Genomic DNA, 16,071 nt, shown 5'->3' on the forward strand with positions numbered 1-16,071 from the left:
AAAGGCTCATGATTGAGCGTCAGAAAGACCGGCCGTGGTTGATGCGCACCTACGCCGGCCACTCCACGGCCGAGGCGTCGAACGAGCTGTACCGGCGCAACCTCGCCAAGGGCCAGACGGGTCTGTCGGTCGCCTTCGACCTGCCGACCCAGACCGGCTACGACCCGGACCACATCCTCGCCCGCGGTGAGGTCGGCCGGGTCGGCGTGCCGGTCTCGCACCTCGGTGACATGCGGCGCCTGTTCCAGGACATCCCCCTGGACCAGATGAACACCTCGATGACCATCAACGCCACCGCCATGTGGCTTCTGGCGCTCTACCAGGTCGTCGCCGAGGAGCAGGGCCTCGACATCGCGGCGCTCCAGGGCACGACGCAGAACGACATCGTCAAGGAGTACCTGTCACGGGGCACCCACGTGTTCCCGCCGGGCCCCTCCCTGCGGCTGACGACCGACATGATCGCCTACACGGTCTCCCACATCCCCAAGTGGAACCCGATCAACATCTGCTCGTACCACCTCCAGGAGGCGGGGGCCACACCGGTCCAGGAGATCGCGTACGCGATGTCCACCGCCATCGCCGTTCTCGATGCCGTACGCGACTCAGGGCAGGTCCCCGCCGAGAAGTTCGGGGACGTCGTGGCCCGCATCTCCTTCTTCGTGAACGCGGGTGTCCGCTTCATCGAGGAGATGTGCAAGATGCGGGCGTTCGGGCGGATCTGGGACCAGATCACGCGCGAGCGGTACGGCATCGAGAACGCGAAGCAGCGCCGCTTCCGCTACGGCGTGCAGGTCAACTCGCTCGGCCTGACCGAGGCCCAGCCGGAGAACAACGTCCAGCGGATCGTCCTGGAGATGCTGGCCGTGACGCTGTCGAAGGACGCCCGCGCCCGCGCCGTCCAACTCCCCGCGTGGAACGAGGCGCTGGGGCTGCCCCGGCCCTGGGACCAGCAGTGGTCGCTGCGCATCCAGCAGGTCCTGGCGCACGAGAGCGACCTGCTGGAGTACGAGGACATCTTCGCCGGCAGCCACGTCGTCGAGAAGAAGGTCGACGCGCTGGTCGCCGAGTCCCTCGCCGAGATCGAGCGGATCCAGGAGATGGGCGGCGCGATGGCCGCCGTCGAGTCCGGCTACCTCAAGTCCCAGCTGGTCTCCTCGCACGCCGAGCGCCGGGCGCGGATCGAGGGCGGTGAGGAGAAGATCGTCGGCGTCAACATCTACGAGTCGACCGAGCCGAACCCGCTCACCGCCGACCTGGACGCCGCGATCATGACCGTCGACCACCAGGTGGAGGCGCGGGTGGTGCGGGCGATCGGCGAGTGGCGCACCACGCGCCAGGAGTCGAGCGACCGCCAGGGCCTGGGCGACCCGTTCCACTACCCGACCACCCAGCAGGCCATCGAGCGCCTGAAGGAGGCGGCACAAGGCACCGAGAACCTCATGGAGGCCACCCTCGAATGCGCCCGCGCCGGGGTCACGACCGGCGAGTGGTCAGAGGCGCTGCGCGAGGTCTTCGGCGAGTTCCGGGCGCCCACCGGCGTCTCGTCGGCGCCGGTCGCGGTGACCGCCGAGGCGGGCACGCCGCTCGCCCTGGTCCGCGAGAAGGTCCGCCGCACCGGTGAGCAGCTCGGCGGCAAGCTGCGCCTGCTCGTCGGCAAGCCGGGCCTGGACGGGCACTCCAACGGCGCCGAGCAGATCGCCGTGCGAGCCCGCGACGCCGGGTTCGAGGTGGTCTACCAGGGCATCCGGCTCACCCCGGAACAGATCGTCTCCGCCGCGCTCGCCGAGGACGTGCACTGCGTCGGCCTGTCGATCCTGTCGGGCTCGCACGCCGAGCTGGTCCCCGACGTCCTGACCCGCCTGCGCGACGCGGGCGCCCCCGACATCCCGGTGATCGTGGGCGGCATCATCCCGAACGCCGACGCCGAGGAGCTGAGGCGGGCGGGCGTCGCCGCCGTCTTCACCCCGAAGGACTTCGGCATCACGGAGATCATCGGCCGTATCGTCGACGAGATCCGGCTAGCGAACAAGCTCGACCCTCTGGAGGTCCCCGCATGACTGTGAACCGTCTCCGCCCGCGCCGCTCGTGCCTGGCCGTCCCGGGCTCGAACCCGCGCTTTTTGGAGAAGGCCCAGGGCCTCGCCGCCGACCAGGTCTTCCTCGACCTGGAGGACGCCTGCGCGCCGCTGGCCAAGCCGGAGGCCCGGCACACCATCGTCAAGTTCCTCAACGAGGGCGACTGGACGGGCAAGACGCGCGTCGTGCGGGTCAACGACTGGACGACCGAGTGGACCTACCGGGACGTGGTGACCGTCGTCGAGGGCGCCGGCCCGAACCTCGACTGCATCATGCTGCCGAAGGTGCAGAGCGCCGACCAGGTGGTCGCGCTCGACCTGCTGCTCACGCAGATCGAGAAGACCATGGGCTTCGAGGTCGGCAAGATCGGCATCGAGGCGCAGATCGAGAACGCGCGGGGCCTGAACAACGTCAACGCGATCGCCGAGGCGTCCCCGCGCACCGAGACGATCATCTTCGGCCCGGCCGACTTCATGGCGTCCATCAACATGAAGTCCCTGGTCGTCGGCGAGCAGCCGCCCGGCTACGGCGCCGACGCCTACCACTACATCCTGATGAAGATCCTGATGGCGGCCCGCGCCAACGACCTCCAGGCGATCGACGGCCCCTACCTCCAGATCAAGAACGTGGACGGCTTCCGCGAGGTCGCGGGCCGCGCCGCCGCGCTCGGCTTCGACGGCAAGTGGGTGCTGCACCCCGGCCAGGTCGACGCGGCCAACGAGGTCTTCTCCCCCTCCCAGGAGGACTTCGACCACGCCGAGCTGATCCTGGACGCGTACGAGTACTGCACGTCCGAGGCGGGCGGCAAGAAGGGCTCGGCGATGCTCGGCGACGAGATGATCGACGAGGCGAGCCGGAAGATGGCGCTGGTCGTCTCCGGGAAGGGCCGGGCCGCCGGCATGCAGCGCACCAGCAAGTTCGAGGCCCCGGAGGCGTAACACCATGCAGTTCGGCCGCACCTACGAAGAGTTCACCGTCGGGGACGTCTACAAGCACTGGCCCGGCAAGACGGTCACCGAGTACGACGACCACCTCTTCTGCCTGCTGACGATGAACCATCACCCGCTCCACATGGACGCCAACTACGCGGGGAGCACGACGGACTTCGGCAAGAACGTCGTCGTCGGCAACTACATCTACTCCCTGCTCCTCGGCATGTCCGTGCCGGACGTCTCCGGCAAGGCCATCGCCAACCTGGAGGTCGAGTCGCTCAAGCACGTGGCGCCGACCTTCCACGGCGACACGATCTACGGCGAGACGACCGTTCTCGACAAGACCCCGTCGAGGTCCAAGAGCGACCGCGGGATCGTGTACGTGGAGACCAAGGGCTACAAGCAGGACGGCACGCTCGTCTGCGTCTTCCGGCGCAAGGTGATGGTGCCGACCGAGACGTACATCAAGGAGCGCGGCGGCGAGCAGCCCGGCCGCCCGGAACTTCGGGAGAAGAACTAGCCATGAGCCGACTCGCCCGGACCGCCGGTCTCACCGACGTCCAGCAGGAAATCCTGTCCACCGTCCGGGACTTCGTGGACAAGGAGATCATCCCGGTCGCCACCGAGCTGGAGCACCGCGACGAGTATCCGCAGGAGATCGTCGACGGGCTCAAGGAGTTGGGCCTGTTCGGGCTCATGATCCCCGAGGAGTACGGGGGGCTCGGCGAGTCGCTGCTCACGTACGCGCTCTGCGTGGAGGAGATCGCGCGCGGCTGGATGTCGGTCTCCGGCATCATCAACACGCACTTCATCGTGGCGTACATGCTCAAGCAGCACGGCACGCAGGAGCAGAAGGACACCTTCCTGCCGCGGATGGCGCTGGGCGAGGTGCGCGGCGCGTTCTCCATGTCCGAGCCGGCGCTCGGCTCGGACGTGTCGGCGATCACGTCGAAGGCAGTCCGGGACGGTGACGCGTACGTCCTGAACGGCCAGAAGATGTGGCTGACCAACGGCGGCACGTCAACTCTTGTGGCGGTTCTCACACGGAGTGATGAAGGTCATGCCGAGGGCACGGCCCCGCACAAGTCGATGACGACCTTCCTGGTGGAGAAGGAGCCCGGATTCGGTGAGGTCCGCCCCGGCCTCACCATCCCCGGGAAGATCGACAAGATGGGGTACAAGGGGGTCGACACCACCGAACTGATCATGGACGGCCTGCGCATTCCGGCCAATCGTGTACTCGGCGGACAGACCGGCCGAGGGTTTTACCAAATGATGGACGGCGTCGAGGTGGGCCGGGTCAATGTGGCGGCGCGTGGCTGCGGTGTCGCGCAGCGTGCCTTCGAACTGGGCGTCTCCTATGCCCAGCAACGCCACACTTTCGGCAAGCCGATCGCCCAGCACCAGGCGATCCAGTTCAAGTTGGCCGAGATGGCTACCAAGGTCGAGGCCGCTCATGCGATGATGGTGAACGCGGCACGCAAAAAGGACTCCGGGGAGCGAAACGACCTCGAAGCAGGAATGGCCAAGTACCTGGCCTCCGAATACTGCAAAGAAGTCGTGGAGGACGCCTTCCGGATCCACGGTGGATACGGCTTCTCCAAGGAGTACGAGATCGAGCGCCTGTACCGCGAGGCGCCGATGCTGTTGATCGGCGAAGGTACCGCCGAAATCCAGAAAATGATCATTGGTCGTCGACTGCTCGAAGAGTATCGATTCCAGGGCTGAGCCTGGCGAGATGTCCAATTTTGGGGTGTTTTCTTCGCGAAGAAGATCACACCCCGTCAGCACTCTTCGGCCGCCGACTCGGCTTCCTGGCTTGCCCAGTTGCGGCTCGCAACCGATAGCATTCCTCGGAAAAGCCGCCGTCCCCCCGTAAGCCAGCGCGGCCTCATCCGCTACGAAGGTCATCCATGCCCCACAGCCAAACCTCTGCACCTCGCGACGGCTTCCTCGGTGGTCGCCTTGCGCGCGGAGCATCGCCGTGGCTTCTCCCGACCGTCGCCACGGCTGCCCTCAGCCTGGCGCGTTCGCGCCGTTCGAAGAACGCCGCAGCACTCGCCGTCCCGACCACCGCTCTGGCCGCCGGCATGCTGTGGTTCTTCCGCGACCCCGAGCGCGAGATCGCCCAGGGCCGGGTCATCTCCCCGGCAGACGGTGTGGTGCAGAGCATCATGCCGTGGAAGGACGGCCGCACCCGCGTCGCGATCTTCATGAGCCCGCTGAACGTGCACGTCAACCGCGCCCCGCTGGCCGGCACCGTGACCTCCGTCGAACACATCCCGGGCGGTTTCGTCCCGGCGTTCAACAAGGAGAGCGAGAACAACGAGCGCGTCGTCTGGCACTTCGACACCGAGCTCGGTGACATCGAGATGGTCCAGATCGCCGGTGCCGTCGCCCGCCGCATCGTCCCCTACATCCCCCGGGGCACCAAGGTGGACCAGGGCGAGCGCATCGGCCTGATCCGGTTCGGCTCGCGCGTCGATCTCTACCTCCCCGAGGGCGTGGAGACCGACCTGGAGGTCGGCCAGAAGACGGTGGCAGGGGTGACTCGACTTGACCGTGACTGACTCGCAGGCCCAGGCCGGCTGGGTGCAGGTGTCCGACGACGACGTGGACGACGCGGAAGAGATGCCGCTCTCGCTGCGGCTGTCGATAGCGGACACCCTCACCCTCGGCAACGCCACGTGCGGCTTCATGGCGGTCTACTTCACGACGACCGGCATCCTGATCCCGCACATCCAGGGCAGCAACGACTCGGGGATGGCCCGCAGCAGCGCGGCGACCGCCGTGATCCTGATGCTGGCCGCCGCGATCTTCGACCTGTTCGACGGTCTCGTCGCCCGCAAGCTGCGCTCCTCACCGATGGGCGCCGAGCTGGACAACCTCTCGGACCTGATCAGCTTCGGCCTCGCGCCCGCGTACTTCGTGCTCGTCTACGGCATGGTCGCCAACGACGCGCACCAGAGAGTCGCGGCCGTGGGGGCCATCGTGGTGCTGCTGGCGGTGGTGCTGCGGCTCGCGCGGTTCTCGTGCGTCACGGTCAAGGACGGCACCTTCCAGGGCATGCCGTCGCCGTTCGGCGCGCTGACCGTCGTCTCGATCGTGCTCCTGGAGCTGCCGTTCGTGGCGACGCTCCTCGCGATCATCGGCACGGCGTGGCTGATGGTGAGCCGCGTCGAGTACCCGAAGCCGCGCGGGCGCCTGGCCGTCGCGATGCTCTCCTGGATCGTGCTCAGCATGGGGCTGCTGGCGGCCTGGGCGTTCGACGCGCCCGGTGGCCAGCTGCTGCTCCAGACCGGGTGCGCGTTGCAGCTCGTGCTCGGGGCGGTCATCCCGCTCTTCGCCACGGCGCGGCGGGTGAACAACTTCCGGGACAACCGGCGTGAGGCGCGCGCGCAGTCGTAGTGCCCCGCCGAGCGTGTGAAGGGTGGACCCGAGCCTTTTGGCCCGGGTCCACCCTTCTTCTTGCGCCCTGGCGCCGTAGCGGCCGCGTCCTTCGGCGTGTACTGGTCTCGTCGTGGCTGGTCGCGCGGTTCCCCGCGCCCCTGGCGGGGCTTGACCGCCCCGCCGGTCCTCGCCTGTCAGCCGGCGCTTTGCGTGTACGTCTTCGCCTGCGGGGCCTCGGCCGGGTCCTGGACCACCTTGAGGCCGCCGACGGCCGTCTTGTCGGGCTGGAGGATCACCGACTTGTACGAGGACGGGGCCTTGGGGTCGGTGAAGTCCTGGTCGACGCCGAAGCCCATGTCGTAACCGTTCAGCGACAGCAGCGCCTTGTCGACGCTCTCGCGCGTGAGGTCCTTGCTCGCGCACGCCTTCTTCAGGGCCTCGCCGAAGACACCCGCCGCGGTCCAGCCGGCGACGACGCCGTTGTCCAGGCCGTCCTTCGGGTACGCCTTCTTGTAGTCGGCGACCAGCTTCTCGGCCTCCGGGGTGTCCGCACCGATGGGCAGCGACGGGGAGGCCACGTAGTAGTTGGCGAGCAGGGCGGGCGCCGCCTGGGTGCCGAGGAGCTGCGGGGCGTAGGCGGAGTTGTTGCCGATGACCGGCACGGTCAGCTTCGCGGCGGCCGCGACGCCGACGAGCGAGGCCGCCTGACGCGGTCCCGCGCTGATCACGACGGCCTTGACGCCCGCCTTCTTCAACGCGGCGACCTGGGCGGTCATGTCGTTGTCGGTCGGCTTGATCTTCTGTTCGACGACGGTCAGGCCGGCCTCCTTCGCCATGTACGTCGAGCCCTTGAGCGCGCTCTCGCCGTAGTCGCCCTCGAAGTAGACGTGGCCGAGCTTGTCGCCCTTCTTGAGGCCCTTCTCCTTCATCAGGAAGTCGATCGCGTTGATCGTCTCGATGTCGTACGTGGAGCCGATGATGCGCACGTAGGGGCTGCCGAGCAGGTTGGAGGACCAGGCCTGCGGCAGGACGAGGGCCTTGTCCTGGCCGGTGATGCGCTTCTCGACGGCGGCGACGAACGGGGAGCCGATGAACTGGGTGAAGCCGAGCACCTTCGGCGCCAGCTCGGTGTACCCGGCGACGGCCTTCTGCGGGTCGTAGCCGTGGTCGCGGACGGTGAGCTTCAGCTGGTAGCCGCAGATCCCGCCGTCGGCGTTGACCTGCTTCACGTACAGCTGCTGGGCCTGGGTGACGCTCTTGCCGAGCGTCGCGTAGACGCCGGTCATGTCGGTGAGGACGCCGAGGTCGATCGTCTTGCCCGAGATGCCCTGGCCGGTCTTCACCCCGTCCGCGCTCTGCTTGTCGTCCCCTTTCCCGTCCTCGGCCTTGGAACTGCACGCGGCGGTCAGCGCGAGCAGCGCGGCCACGGCGGTCACCGTGAGCGTGCTGGTACGGCCAGTGCGGGCGATCATGACTCCTCCTGAGGGTGTTTCCGGGCACGCCGGGCGGTCAGCTGCACGAGGCCGCCCGGAAGGAAAAGGACCGCCGCCACGACGGCGGCGCCGTAGAGGTAGCGGGCGGCCTCGCCGGGGGCGACGCCGCCCGTGCCGGGGGCCGAGACGAGGGGCAGGGCGTCGCTGTAGCGGGTGAGGATCTGGGGCAGCAGCGAGACGAACGCGGCGCCCACCACCGCGCCGGCCACGGAGCCGAGACCGCCGATGACGATCATCGCGAGGTACTCCAGGGAGAGCGTGATGCCGAAGTAGTCGGGCACCGTGCGCTGGAAGACCAGGGCGAGCAGGACGCCGGCCAGGCCCGCGTACATCGACGACAGGACGAAGACGGCGCCGCGGTAGCGGGCCACGGGCACGCCGAGGACGCCGGCGGCGATGCGGTGGTCGCGGATCGCGTTCATGGCGCGCCCGGGACGGCCGCGCAGCACCCCGCGGGCGAACAGGCCGCAGCCGAGCGTGAGCAGCAGCCCCAGGTACCAGAGCTTCTCGGCGGAGCCGAAGGGCACGCTCGCCACGGTCAGCGGCCGGTCGTCGAACGTGAGCCCGAACAGGCTCAGGGCGGGCACGTCGCGGCCGTTGGCGCCGCCGGTCAGGCCCTCGGCGTTGAACAGGACGTGCTGTCCGATGAAGATGAGCGCGAGCGTCGCGATACCGAGGTAGGCGCCCTTGAGGCGGCCCGCGATGGGGCTGAAGAGGCCGCCCGCGACCCCGGCGACGAGGACCGCGAGGACGGCGGCGAGCCAGGGTGGCAGCCCGGCGCCGGTCAGCTCATCGCCGCGCTCCCCCGCGAAGGCGCAGTAGCCGTAGGCGCCGACGGCGAGGAAGAAGGCGTGGCCCATGGAAAGCTGGCCGGTGGCGCCGGTGAGCAGGTTGAGCCCAATGGCGCCGATGGCGGCGGCCATCGCGAACAGGCCCGCCTGGAGCCAGAACCGGTCGAGGTAGAACGGCAGGGCGAGCAGCAGCAGCGCGCCGAGGGCCCAGGCGTAGCCGCGGCGGCGGGTGAACAGCGTTCGGGTGCGGGGCGCGGAGCGCGGGCGGTCCGCGGCCTTCGTGGCGGCGAGGGTGTCAGACACGGGCCAGCTCCTTCGTGCCGAAGAGTCCGGCGGGCCGCAACAGGAGGATCACGGTCATCACGAGGTAGGGCGCGAGGTCGCCGAGGCCCCGGCCCATGAAGGCCAGTTCGCTCTGGTAGCCGGTGGCGAGAGACTCGGTGACGCCGACGACCAGACCGCCGACGAGCGCGCCGGTGGTGGAGTCGAGGCCGCCGAGGATCGCGGCGGGGAATGCCTTCAGGGCGGCGAGCGAGGTGGCCCGTTCCAGGCCGGGCGTCGGGAACACGGTGAGGAAGAGCGCGGCGACGGCGGCGAGCCCGCCCGCCACCGCCCAGGCGCTCAGCGACACCCGGTGCAGGCGCACGCCCATCAGCGCGGCCGTCTCGCCGCTCTCGGCGGCGGCGCGCATCGCGACGCCCCACGAGGAGTAGCGGAAGACGAGCAGGAACGCGGTGATGAGCAGGGCCGCAGCGGCGAACGCGGCGATGCGGGTGTGGGCGATCGAGACGCCGCCGACGGTGAGCACGGCGTCGCCCCACGGGTCGCCCATGGACAGCACGTCGGTGCCCAGGCGCCGGGTGAGTTCGGTGGTGAGCAGGATGTCGACGCCGATGGTGACGATGGCGAGGACGCTCTGGTCGTGCCCGCGGTAGCGGCGCATCACCAGGAACTCGACGGCGGCGCCGACGACGGCCGCGGCGGCGATGCCGACGCCGAGCGCGGGCCAGAAGCCGATGTCGTCGTGGAGGGTGGCGGTGACGTAGCCGCCGGCGAGCAGCAGGGAGGCGTGGGCGAAGTTGACGACCTCGGTGGCGCGGAAGATGACGACGAAGCCGAGGGCGATGAGGGCGTAGACGGAGCCCATCGACAGGCCGTTGAGGAGGAGTTCGAGGAACGTGGTCACGCCGTGGCCTCCCCTTCCGCGCTGTCTCGCGCGGTGTCTTCGGCGGGCGCGCCCAGGTACGCCTGGATCACCGCCGGGTCGTTCTGGACGCGCTCCGGCGGTCCGCCGGCGATCCGGCGGCCGAAGTCGAGGACCGTGACCTCGTCGGCGAGGCGCATGACGACTCCCATGTCGTGTTCGACCAGGACGATGGAGATGCCGAGGCTGTCGCGGACGCCCGCGATGACGGCGGCGGTACGGCGCCGCTCGTCCGCCGTCATTCCGGCGACGGGCTCGTCGAGCAGCAGGACGCGGGGCTCCATGCACAGGGCGCGGGCGAGTTCGGCCAGCTTCTGCTGGCCGTAGGGCAAGGCCCCGGTGGGGGTGGCGAGTTGGCCGGCGATGCCGACGAACTCGGCGATCTCCCGCACCCGTTCGCGGTGCCGTTGTTCCTCGCGGACGGCGGTGGGCAGCCGCAGCCCCGCGGCGAGGAAGCCGGTACGGGTCAGGCGGTGGCGGCCGAGCAGCAGGCTGTCGGCGACCGTGGTGCGCGGGGGCAGCGCCAGGTTCTGGAAGATGCGGGCCACGCCGAGCCCGGCGATGCGGTGCGGGGGCAGGCCGGTGAGTTCCCGCTCGCCGAGGTGGACGCTGCCGGCGGTGGCCCGGTAGACGCCGGAGAGCACGTTGAAGCAGGTGGACTTGCCCGCGCCGTTGGGTCCGATCACCGCGTGCACGGTGCCGGGCGCGACGGTGAGGCTGACCGCGTCGAGGGCGGTGAGCCCGGCGAAGCGCACGGTCAGGTCGCGCACGCGCAGGGGCGGGATGTCGGTGCCGGTCGCGGTCGTGGTGGTCACCAGCCACCTCCGGGCCCCGGGGACGGTCGCCCGCCCGTCGTGCGGATCACGCGCGCGAGGACCGGTCCGCGGACGGGCGGCGCAACCGCGCAGGTCGTGGCCGGCGGTGTCATCGGGCACCTCCCCAGCGGCGCAGGACCGGGGCGTGCGTCGCGCCGCCGGAGGCGTCCGCGGCGGCCGTCTCGTCGACGACGCCCAGGTAGCGGCGGCGCACCTCGTCGGAGCCCGCGAGGTCGTCCGCGGGGCCGTGCAGGGTGATCTCGCCGACCTCCAGGACGTACGCGTGCGTGGCGAGCCGCAGCGCGAGCGCCGCGTTCTGCTCGACGAGCAGGACGGAGACGCCCTGGGCGTTGATCTCCCGGATCGTGTCGGCGATCCGGGCCGCCATCAGCGGGGCGAGGCCCAGCGAGGGTTCGTCGAGCAGCAGCAGCCGCGGGCCCGCCATCAGGGCGCGGGCGACCGCGAGCATCTGCTGTTCGCCGCCGGACAGCAGCCCGGCGCGCTGGTGCGCCCGGTCGGCGAGGACCGGGAAGAGTTCGTGGACGCGGCGCAGCGCCGCCGCCTTGCCGGCGCGCGAGCCGGTGGAGCCGAGCGCGCCGGCCCGCAGATTGTCGGCGACGGTCATCCGGGCGAACACCCGGCGCCCTTCGGGCACTTGGCAGACCCCGGCGGCCACGACCCGGTCGGCGGGCAGCGCGCTGATCCGGCGTCCGCCGAACCGCACCTGCCCGGACGTGAGCGTCCCACCGTGGAATCCCAGCGTGCGCGAGACGGCGCGCAGCAGGGTCGTCTTGCCCGCGCCGTTGCCGCCGAGCACGGCGACGACGGCGCCCTGCGGCACCTGTAGCGTCACGCCGCGCAGGGCGCGTACGGGGCCGTAGCCGACCGACACGTCGTCGACGGCGAGGCCCTCCCCTTGTGCATCGGTCACTCTGTGTCCCTTCCTGGACCGGTGGCGCTCACGACAGCACCGTGCGGGCGGCCCGTCCACGGGCGGCCCGGGAATCGCTGCGCGGGCCCAGCGCCCGGGCACCTCGGTTGTGCACGCGCACAAGACCCCGTGTCAGGGCCCTGCCCGGCGCGGGCGCGGGATGGCATCCTCCGCACAGGGACCGAGTCCTTTGCCGTCGCTTTACGGGTTGTCGAGGAGGAGCGATGGGCGGGCGCAGGCATCGCACCGGGCAGGACTGGAAGCTGCTGAAGGAGGCGTGCACGACCCTGTTGGAACGGGTGCCCGAGCTGGTCGACGAGCACCTGCGGCAACTCTTCGCGTTCTCCGACGTGTACGCCCGGGTGCTGCCCTACGACGTCCAGTGGCGGGAGGCCGAGGACGCGATGCGGATCGGCGTCGAGACGATCTCGGCGCCTCCCGACTCACCGCGCCGGGACCTCGCCTACGCGGAGGAGGCGGGCCGGCGCCGCGCCGGTCAGGGGCTGCCCCTGGATCTGCTGGTGCACGCCTACCGCAACGCGGGCTACCTCGTCTGGGACGCCCTGATGGAGAGCGCGGGCGGCGAACCCGACCGGCTGTCGGCGCTGATGCGCTCGGCGACGATGGTGTGGGCGGCGGTCGACGCCCAGGCCGAGGCGGCGTCGGAGGCGTACCGCGCCACGGAGCTGGAGCTGCGGCGCCGTACCGACGAGCAGACACAGGCCCTGCTCGACGCGCTCCTGGAGGGGCGCCCCGCGCCGGGGCTCGCGGCGCGGGCGGCGGCCGGGCTCGATCTGCCCGAGCACGGCCCGTACGCGGTCGTGGTGCTGCGGGCCGAGCGGCGGGACGGGCGGGAGTCCTTCCACCGGCGCGTGACGGACCCGGGGTTCCGGTTCGTGTGGCGGATGCGGGCGGACTGCGAGGTGGGGGTGGTGGCGCTCGGCGCGGGCCGGGAGCTCGACGAACTGGCGGCGCTCCTTGACGGGCGGTGCCCGGGGCCCGGCGGGATGAGTCCGGTCGTCGCGGGGCTCGCGGAACTCGGCCACGCGCGCCGCCTCGCCGAACTCGCCCTGCGCACCTGTGCGCCGGAGACCACGGGGGTCGTCCGGCTCGACCGGCGGATGCCGACGGCGCTCGTGGTCAGCCAGCCGGATCTGGCGCAGCGCCTCGTCTCGGGCGTCTTCGGGGAACTCCTCGCGCTCGAACCGGGGGACCGGGCCGTGCTGTTGGAGACGCTGGATGCGTGGCTGGCCTGTGAGGGGTCTGCGGGGCGGGCGGCCGGGCGGTTGTACTGCCACCGGAACACGGTGTTCAACCGGTTGCGGCGGCTGGAGCAGTTGACCTCGCGGTCGTTGTCGCGGCCTCGGGATCTGATGGAGATGACCTTGGCGCTCGACGCGTATCGGCTGGCGCCGGGCTGAGCGGGCCTTGTGCCGCTCCCTGTCCGCCCGGGTACACCCCGGCCGGGGCCGAACGCGCGGTTCCCCGCGCCCCTCTAGGTAGCTCTTCGGCTGCGCCGCCGGTGGGGGCTCGTCGCGCAGTTCCCCGCGCCCCCAAGGCAGTTCGTCGCCTACCCGCCGGTGGGGGCTCGTCGCGCAGTTCCCCGCGCCCCTAAGGCAGTTCGTCGGCTGCCCCGCCGGTGGGGGCTGGGCGCGCAGTTCCCCGCGCCCCCAGGTAGCTCTTCGGCTGCCCCGCCGGCGGGGGCCGGGCGCGCAGTTTTCCGCGCCCCCAGGGCAGTTCGTCGGCTGCGCCGCGGTCTCCCGATGAGATGGCGCACGCAGTGCGCATCTCAGGGGCGCGGGGAACTGCGCGAGAAGCCCCGCGGCGGGTGCGCCGACGGACCACCCAGGCCAGCCACGACGCGGGCCGAGCCCGGCAGCGCACCCCGGGTCAGGTCAGGAAATCCGTTCCGATGCGCTCCGCGACCGCCTCCAGAATGGGCCCCGCCTCCGCAATGCACCGCGCCACATCCGGCTCCACATCGGTCAACGCATAGGCCCGCCTGATCCCGGCCCGCCCAAGCGCCGCAGGCGACAGCGCGAGACGGCCGCAGACCGCGATCACCTCGACGCCCGCGGCCCGCGCCGCCGCGGCCACCCCGGCGGGGGCCTTGCCGTGCAGGGTCTGCTCGTCGAGGGAACCCTCACCGGTGATCACGAGCGTGGCCTGCTCCAGCGCGGGCGCGAAGCCGAGGACGTCGAGCATGACCTCGATCCCGGGCCGGAAACTCGCCCCGAGCCCGACCAGGGCCCCGAACCCGATACCGCCCGCCGCGCCGGCCCCCGGCGACTCCGCGTACTCAAGGACCCGGGGACCGACGGAGTCACCCAGCACCTTCGCGAAGTGGGCGAGCGCCGCGTCCAGCTCGGCCACGTCCTGCGGCGACGCCCCCTTCTGCGGGCCGTAGACGGCGGGCGCGCCCTTGGGACCGGTGAGCGGGTTGTCGACGTCGCTGGCCAGCACGATCTCGACGTCGGCGAGGCGCGGGTCGAGGCCGGACAGGTCGGCGGAGGCGAGGCCCGCCAGGGCGCCGCCGCCGGGCCCGACGGGCGCGCCCGCGGCGTCCAGGAACCGGGCGCCGAGCGCGGCCAGCATGCCGGCGCCGCCGTCCGTGGTGGCGCTGCCGCCGACGCCGAAGACGATCGAGCGGGCCCCGGCGTCGAGCGCCGCGGCGATGAGTTCGCCGGAGCCGTACGTGGTCGAGGTGAGCGGGGCGAAGACCCCCTCGGGGAGCAGCTGGAGGCCCGAGGCCTCCGCCATCTCCACGACGGCCGTGCCCTCGCGCAGCGCGTACGCGGCGGTGACCGGCTCGCCGAGCGGCCCGCTCACCCGCACCTCACGGCGCTGGAACCCGGCGGCGAGTGCCGCCGCGACGGTGCCGTCGCCGCCGTCCGCGACCGGCACGGCGGCGATCTCGACGCCGGGCGCGGCCCGGCGCAGCCCCGCGGTCACCCGCTCGGCGACCTGAACCGCGGTGAGCGACCCCTTGAACTTGTCCGCCGCGATCAACACGTGCCGCGCGGCCTGTGCAGCGTCCGCCACCTTGCTCCCCTTGCTGTTCTGGCCTTGCTCGCGTCAAGGCAGTCGCGCCGCTGCGACCTTAACCGCAGGAGGGGTCCGCTGCCCATGCCTGTCCGGCCCACGGGACGGCGGGGGACGGCCCCGGGGCGGCCGGAAGGGGGCGTGAGGGGGCGTGAGGGGCCGTGAGAGGCCCTGTCGGCCGGCTGCGGAGGAGGCCGTCGTGGGCGGCGGGCGTGTGGCGGATCATCCCATCCGGGGCATCTACGCGCGTTGACAATGCGGGAGCAGGCAGGTGAGCTGTTCCTGGACAGTTATTCGACCGGAGCGACGGTGCTCCGGAGCAAAGGGGCTCATTCCGTTGGCCAGGAAGATCATTCTCGACTGCGACCCGGGGCACGACGACGCGATCGCCCTGCTCCTCGCGCACGGCAACCCCGACATCGACCTGGTGGCCGTGACCACCGTCGTCGGGAACCAGACCCTGGAGAAGGTGACCCGCAACGCCCTGTCGGTGGCCGCGATCGCCGGGATCACCGGGGTGCCGTTCGCGGCCGGCTGCGCGCGGCCCCTCGTCCGTGACATCGAGACCGCCGCGGAGATCCACGGCGACACCGGCCTCGACGGCCCCGCGCTCGCCGAGGCCACCACCGAGCTGGACCCCCGGCATGCCGTCGACCTCATCATCGACACCGTCATGGCGCACGAGCCGGGCGAGATCACGATCGTGCCGACCGCGGGCCTGACCAACATCGCCCTGGCCGCGCGCAAGGAGCCCCGCATCGTCGAGCGCGTGCGCGAGGTCGTGCTGATGGGCGGCGGTTTCCACGAGGGCAACTGGAGCGCGGTCGCCGAGTTCAACATCGTCATCGACCCCGAGGCCGCGCACATCGTCTTCAACGAGACGTGGCCGGTCACGATGGTCGGCCTCGACCTCACCCACCAGGCCCTCGCCACCCCCGCCGTCGAGGAGAAGATCAAGGCCGTCGGCACCGCGCCCGCCCGCTTCGTCCTGGAGCTCCTGGAGTTCTTCCGCGAGGCCTACCGCGAGAACCAGGGCTTCGAGCACCCGCCCGTGCACGACCCGTGCGCCGTGGCGTACGTGATCGACCCGGCCGTCATGACCGTACGCAAGGCACCCGTCGACATCGAGCTGCGCGGCGCGCTCACCCTCGGCATGACGGTGACCGACCTGCGCTCCCCCGCACCCGCCGACTGCCACACCCAGGTCGCCGTCGACCTGGACCACACCCGCTTCTGGGACCTGGTCGTGGACGCTCTCGTACGCATCGGAGAGCCCGCAGCATGAACGTCGCCGCCTCCCCCCACGCCCCGGCGGGCGGCCCCCGCCCGGGCCGCCCCGGCCCGGGCGGCGCCCAGATGGCGGCGCAGCGAGCGGCCCGCGGAGCCGACCACCACAAC

General features: G+C 71.3%; 14 protein-coding genes. 8 read left to right on the top strand and 6 right to left on the bottom strand.

Annotated features, from left to right (window positions below; genetic code table 11):
• Positions 1 to 8: 8 nt before the first annotated feature.
• From ABZY33_RS17330 to pssA, 6 genes are all read left to right on the top strand, one after another.
• Complete coding sequence (locus tag ABZY33_RS17330; protein WP_356492430.1) at positions 9 to 2,057, top strand: protein meaA; 2,049 nt, start codon at positions 9 to 11, stop codon at positions 2,055 to 2,057.
• The gene (locus ABZY33_RS17335; protein ID WP_356492431.1) at positions 2,054 to 3,013 is read left to right on the top strand and encodes a CoA ester lyase; all 960 of its coding nucleotides are present in this window, start codon (positions 2,054 to 2,056) and stop codon (positions 3,011 to 3,013) included. The genes ABZY33_RS17330 and ABZY33_RS17335 overlap by 4 nt, the downstream gene beginning before the upstream one ends.
• A gap of 4 nt (positions 3,014 to 3,017) precedes the next feature.
• Positions 3,018 to 3,527 carry a MaoC family dehydratase gene (locus ABZY33_RS17340; protein WP_356492432.1) on the top strand — a complete coding sequence of 170 codons (510 nt, stop codon included), beginning with the start codon at positions 3,018 to 3,020 and terminating at the stop codon, positions 3,525 to 3,527.
• Between the two features lie 2 nt (positions 3,528 to 3,529).
• On the top strand, positions 3,530 to 4,735 hold the full coding sequence (locus tag ABZY33_RS17345; RefSeq protein ID WP_356492433.1) for an acyl-CoA dehydrogenase family protein: 1,206 nt from the start codon (positions 3,530 to 3,532) through the stop codon (positions 4,733 to 4,735).
• Between the two features lie 185 nt (positions 4,736 to 4,920).
• Positions 4,921 to 5,577: a phosphatidylserine decarboxylase gene (locus tag ABZY33_RS17350; RefSeq protein ID WP_356492434.1), complete on the top strand. Its 657-nt coding sequence runs from the start codon at positions 4,921 to 4,923 to the stop codon at positions 5,575 to 5,577.
• Positions 5,578 to 5,638: 61 nt separating this feature from the next.
• Positions 5,639 to 6,415 (top strand): CDP-diacylglycerol--serine O-phosphatidyltransferase, encoded by a 777-nt coding sequence (gene pssA / locus ABZY33_RS17355; protein ID WP_324773451.1) that lies wholly within the window; start codon positions 5,639 to 5,641, stop codon positions 6,413 to 6,415.
• 176 nt (positions 6,416 to 6,591) lie between these two features.
• Here pssA and ABZY33_RS17360 read toward each other — a convergent pair whose 3' ends face one another.
• From ABZY33_RS17360 to ABZY33_RS17380, 5 genes are all read right to left on the bottom strand, one after another.
• Positions 6,592 to 7,869 carry an ABC transporter substrate-binding protein gene (locus ABZY33_RS17360; protein ID WP_356492435.1) on the bottom strand — a complete coding sequence of 426 codons (1,278 nt, stop codon included), beginning with the start codon at positions 7,867 to 7,869 and terminating at the stop codon, positions 6,592 to 6,594.
• Positions 7,866 to 8,918, bottom strand: a complete 1,053-nt coding sequence (locus tag ABZY33_RS17365) for a branched-chain amino acid ABC transporter permease (protein WP_356492442.1) — start codon at positions 8,916 to 8,918, stop codon at positions 7,866 to 7,868. The genes ABZY33_RS17360 and ABZY33_RS17365 overlap by 4 nt, the downstream gene beginning before the upstream one ends.
• Before the next feature lie 58 nt (positions 8,919 to 8,976).
• Positions 8,977 to 9,867: a branched-chain amino acid ABC transporter permease gene (locus tag ABZY33_RS17370; protein ID WP_356492436.1), complete on the bottom strand. Its 891-nt coding sequence runs from the start codon at positions 9,865 to 9,867 to the stop codon at positions 8,977 to 8,979.
• Positions 9,864 to 10,700 (bottom strand): ABC transporter ATP-binding protein, encoded by an 837-nt coding sequence (locus ABZY33_RS17375; protein WP_356492437.1) that lies wholly within the window; start codon positions 10,698 to 10,700, stop codon positions 9,864 to 9,866. Before ABZY33_RS17375 ends, ABZY33_RS17370 begins: the two co-directional genes overlap by 4 nt.
• A gap of 109 nt (positions 10,701 to 10,809) precedes the next feature.
• On the bottom strand, positions 10,810 to 11,631 hold the full coding sequence (locus ABZY33_RS17380; protein WP_356492438.1) for an ABC transporter ATP-binding protein: 822 nt from the start codon (positions 11,629 to 11,631) through the stop codon (positions 10,810 to 10,812).
• 224 nt (positions 11,632 to 11,855) lie between these two features.
• On the opposite strand from ABZY33_RS17380, the gene ABZY33_RS17385 reads away from it, so the two are divergent.
• Positions 11,856 to 13,052, top strand: a complete 1,197-nt coding sequence (locus ABZY33_RS17385; RefSeq protein WP_356492439.1) for a helix-turn-helix domain-containing protein — start codon at positions 11,856 to 11,858, stop codon at positions 13,050 to 13,052.
• A 469-nt stretch (positions 13,053 to 13,521) separates the two neighbouring features.
• Here ABZY33_RS17385 and ABZY33_RS17390 read toward each other — a convergent pair whose 3' ends face one another.
• Positions 13,522 to 14,673: a glycerate kinase gene (locus ABZY33_RS17390; RefSeq protein ID WP_356492440.1), complete on the bottom strand. Its 1,152-nt coding sequence runs from the start codon at positions 14,671 to 14,673 to the stop codon at positions 13,522 to 13,524.
• Positions 14,674 to 15,010: 337 nt separating this feature from the next.
• Here ABZY33_RS17390 and ABZY33_RS17395 point away from each other — a divergent pair, with 337 nt between their 5' ends.
• A complete protein-coding gene (locus ABZY33_RS17395; RefSeq protein WP_356492441.1) occupies positions 15,011 to 15,958 on the top strand; it encodes a nucleoside hydrolase in 948 nt (315 codons plus the stop codon).
• The last annotated feature ends 113 nt before the right edge of the window (positions 15,959 to 16,071 follow it).

The sequence above is a fragment of the Streptomyces sp. NPDC006552 genome, assembly GCF_040611655.1.
Classification (GTDB): domain Bacteria; phylum Actinomycetota; class Actinomycetes; order Streptomycetales; family Streptomycetaceae; genus Streptomyces.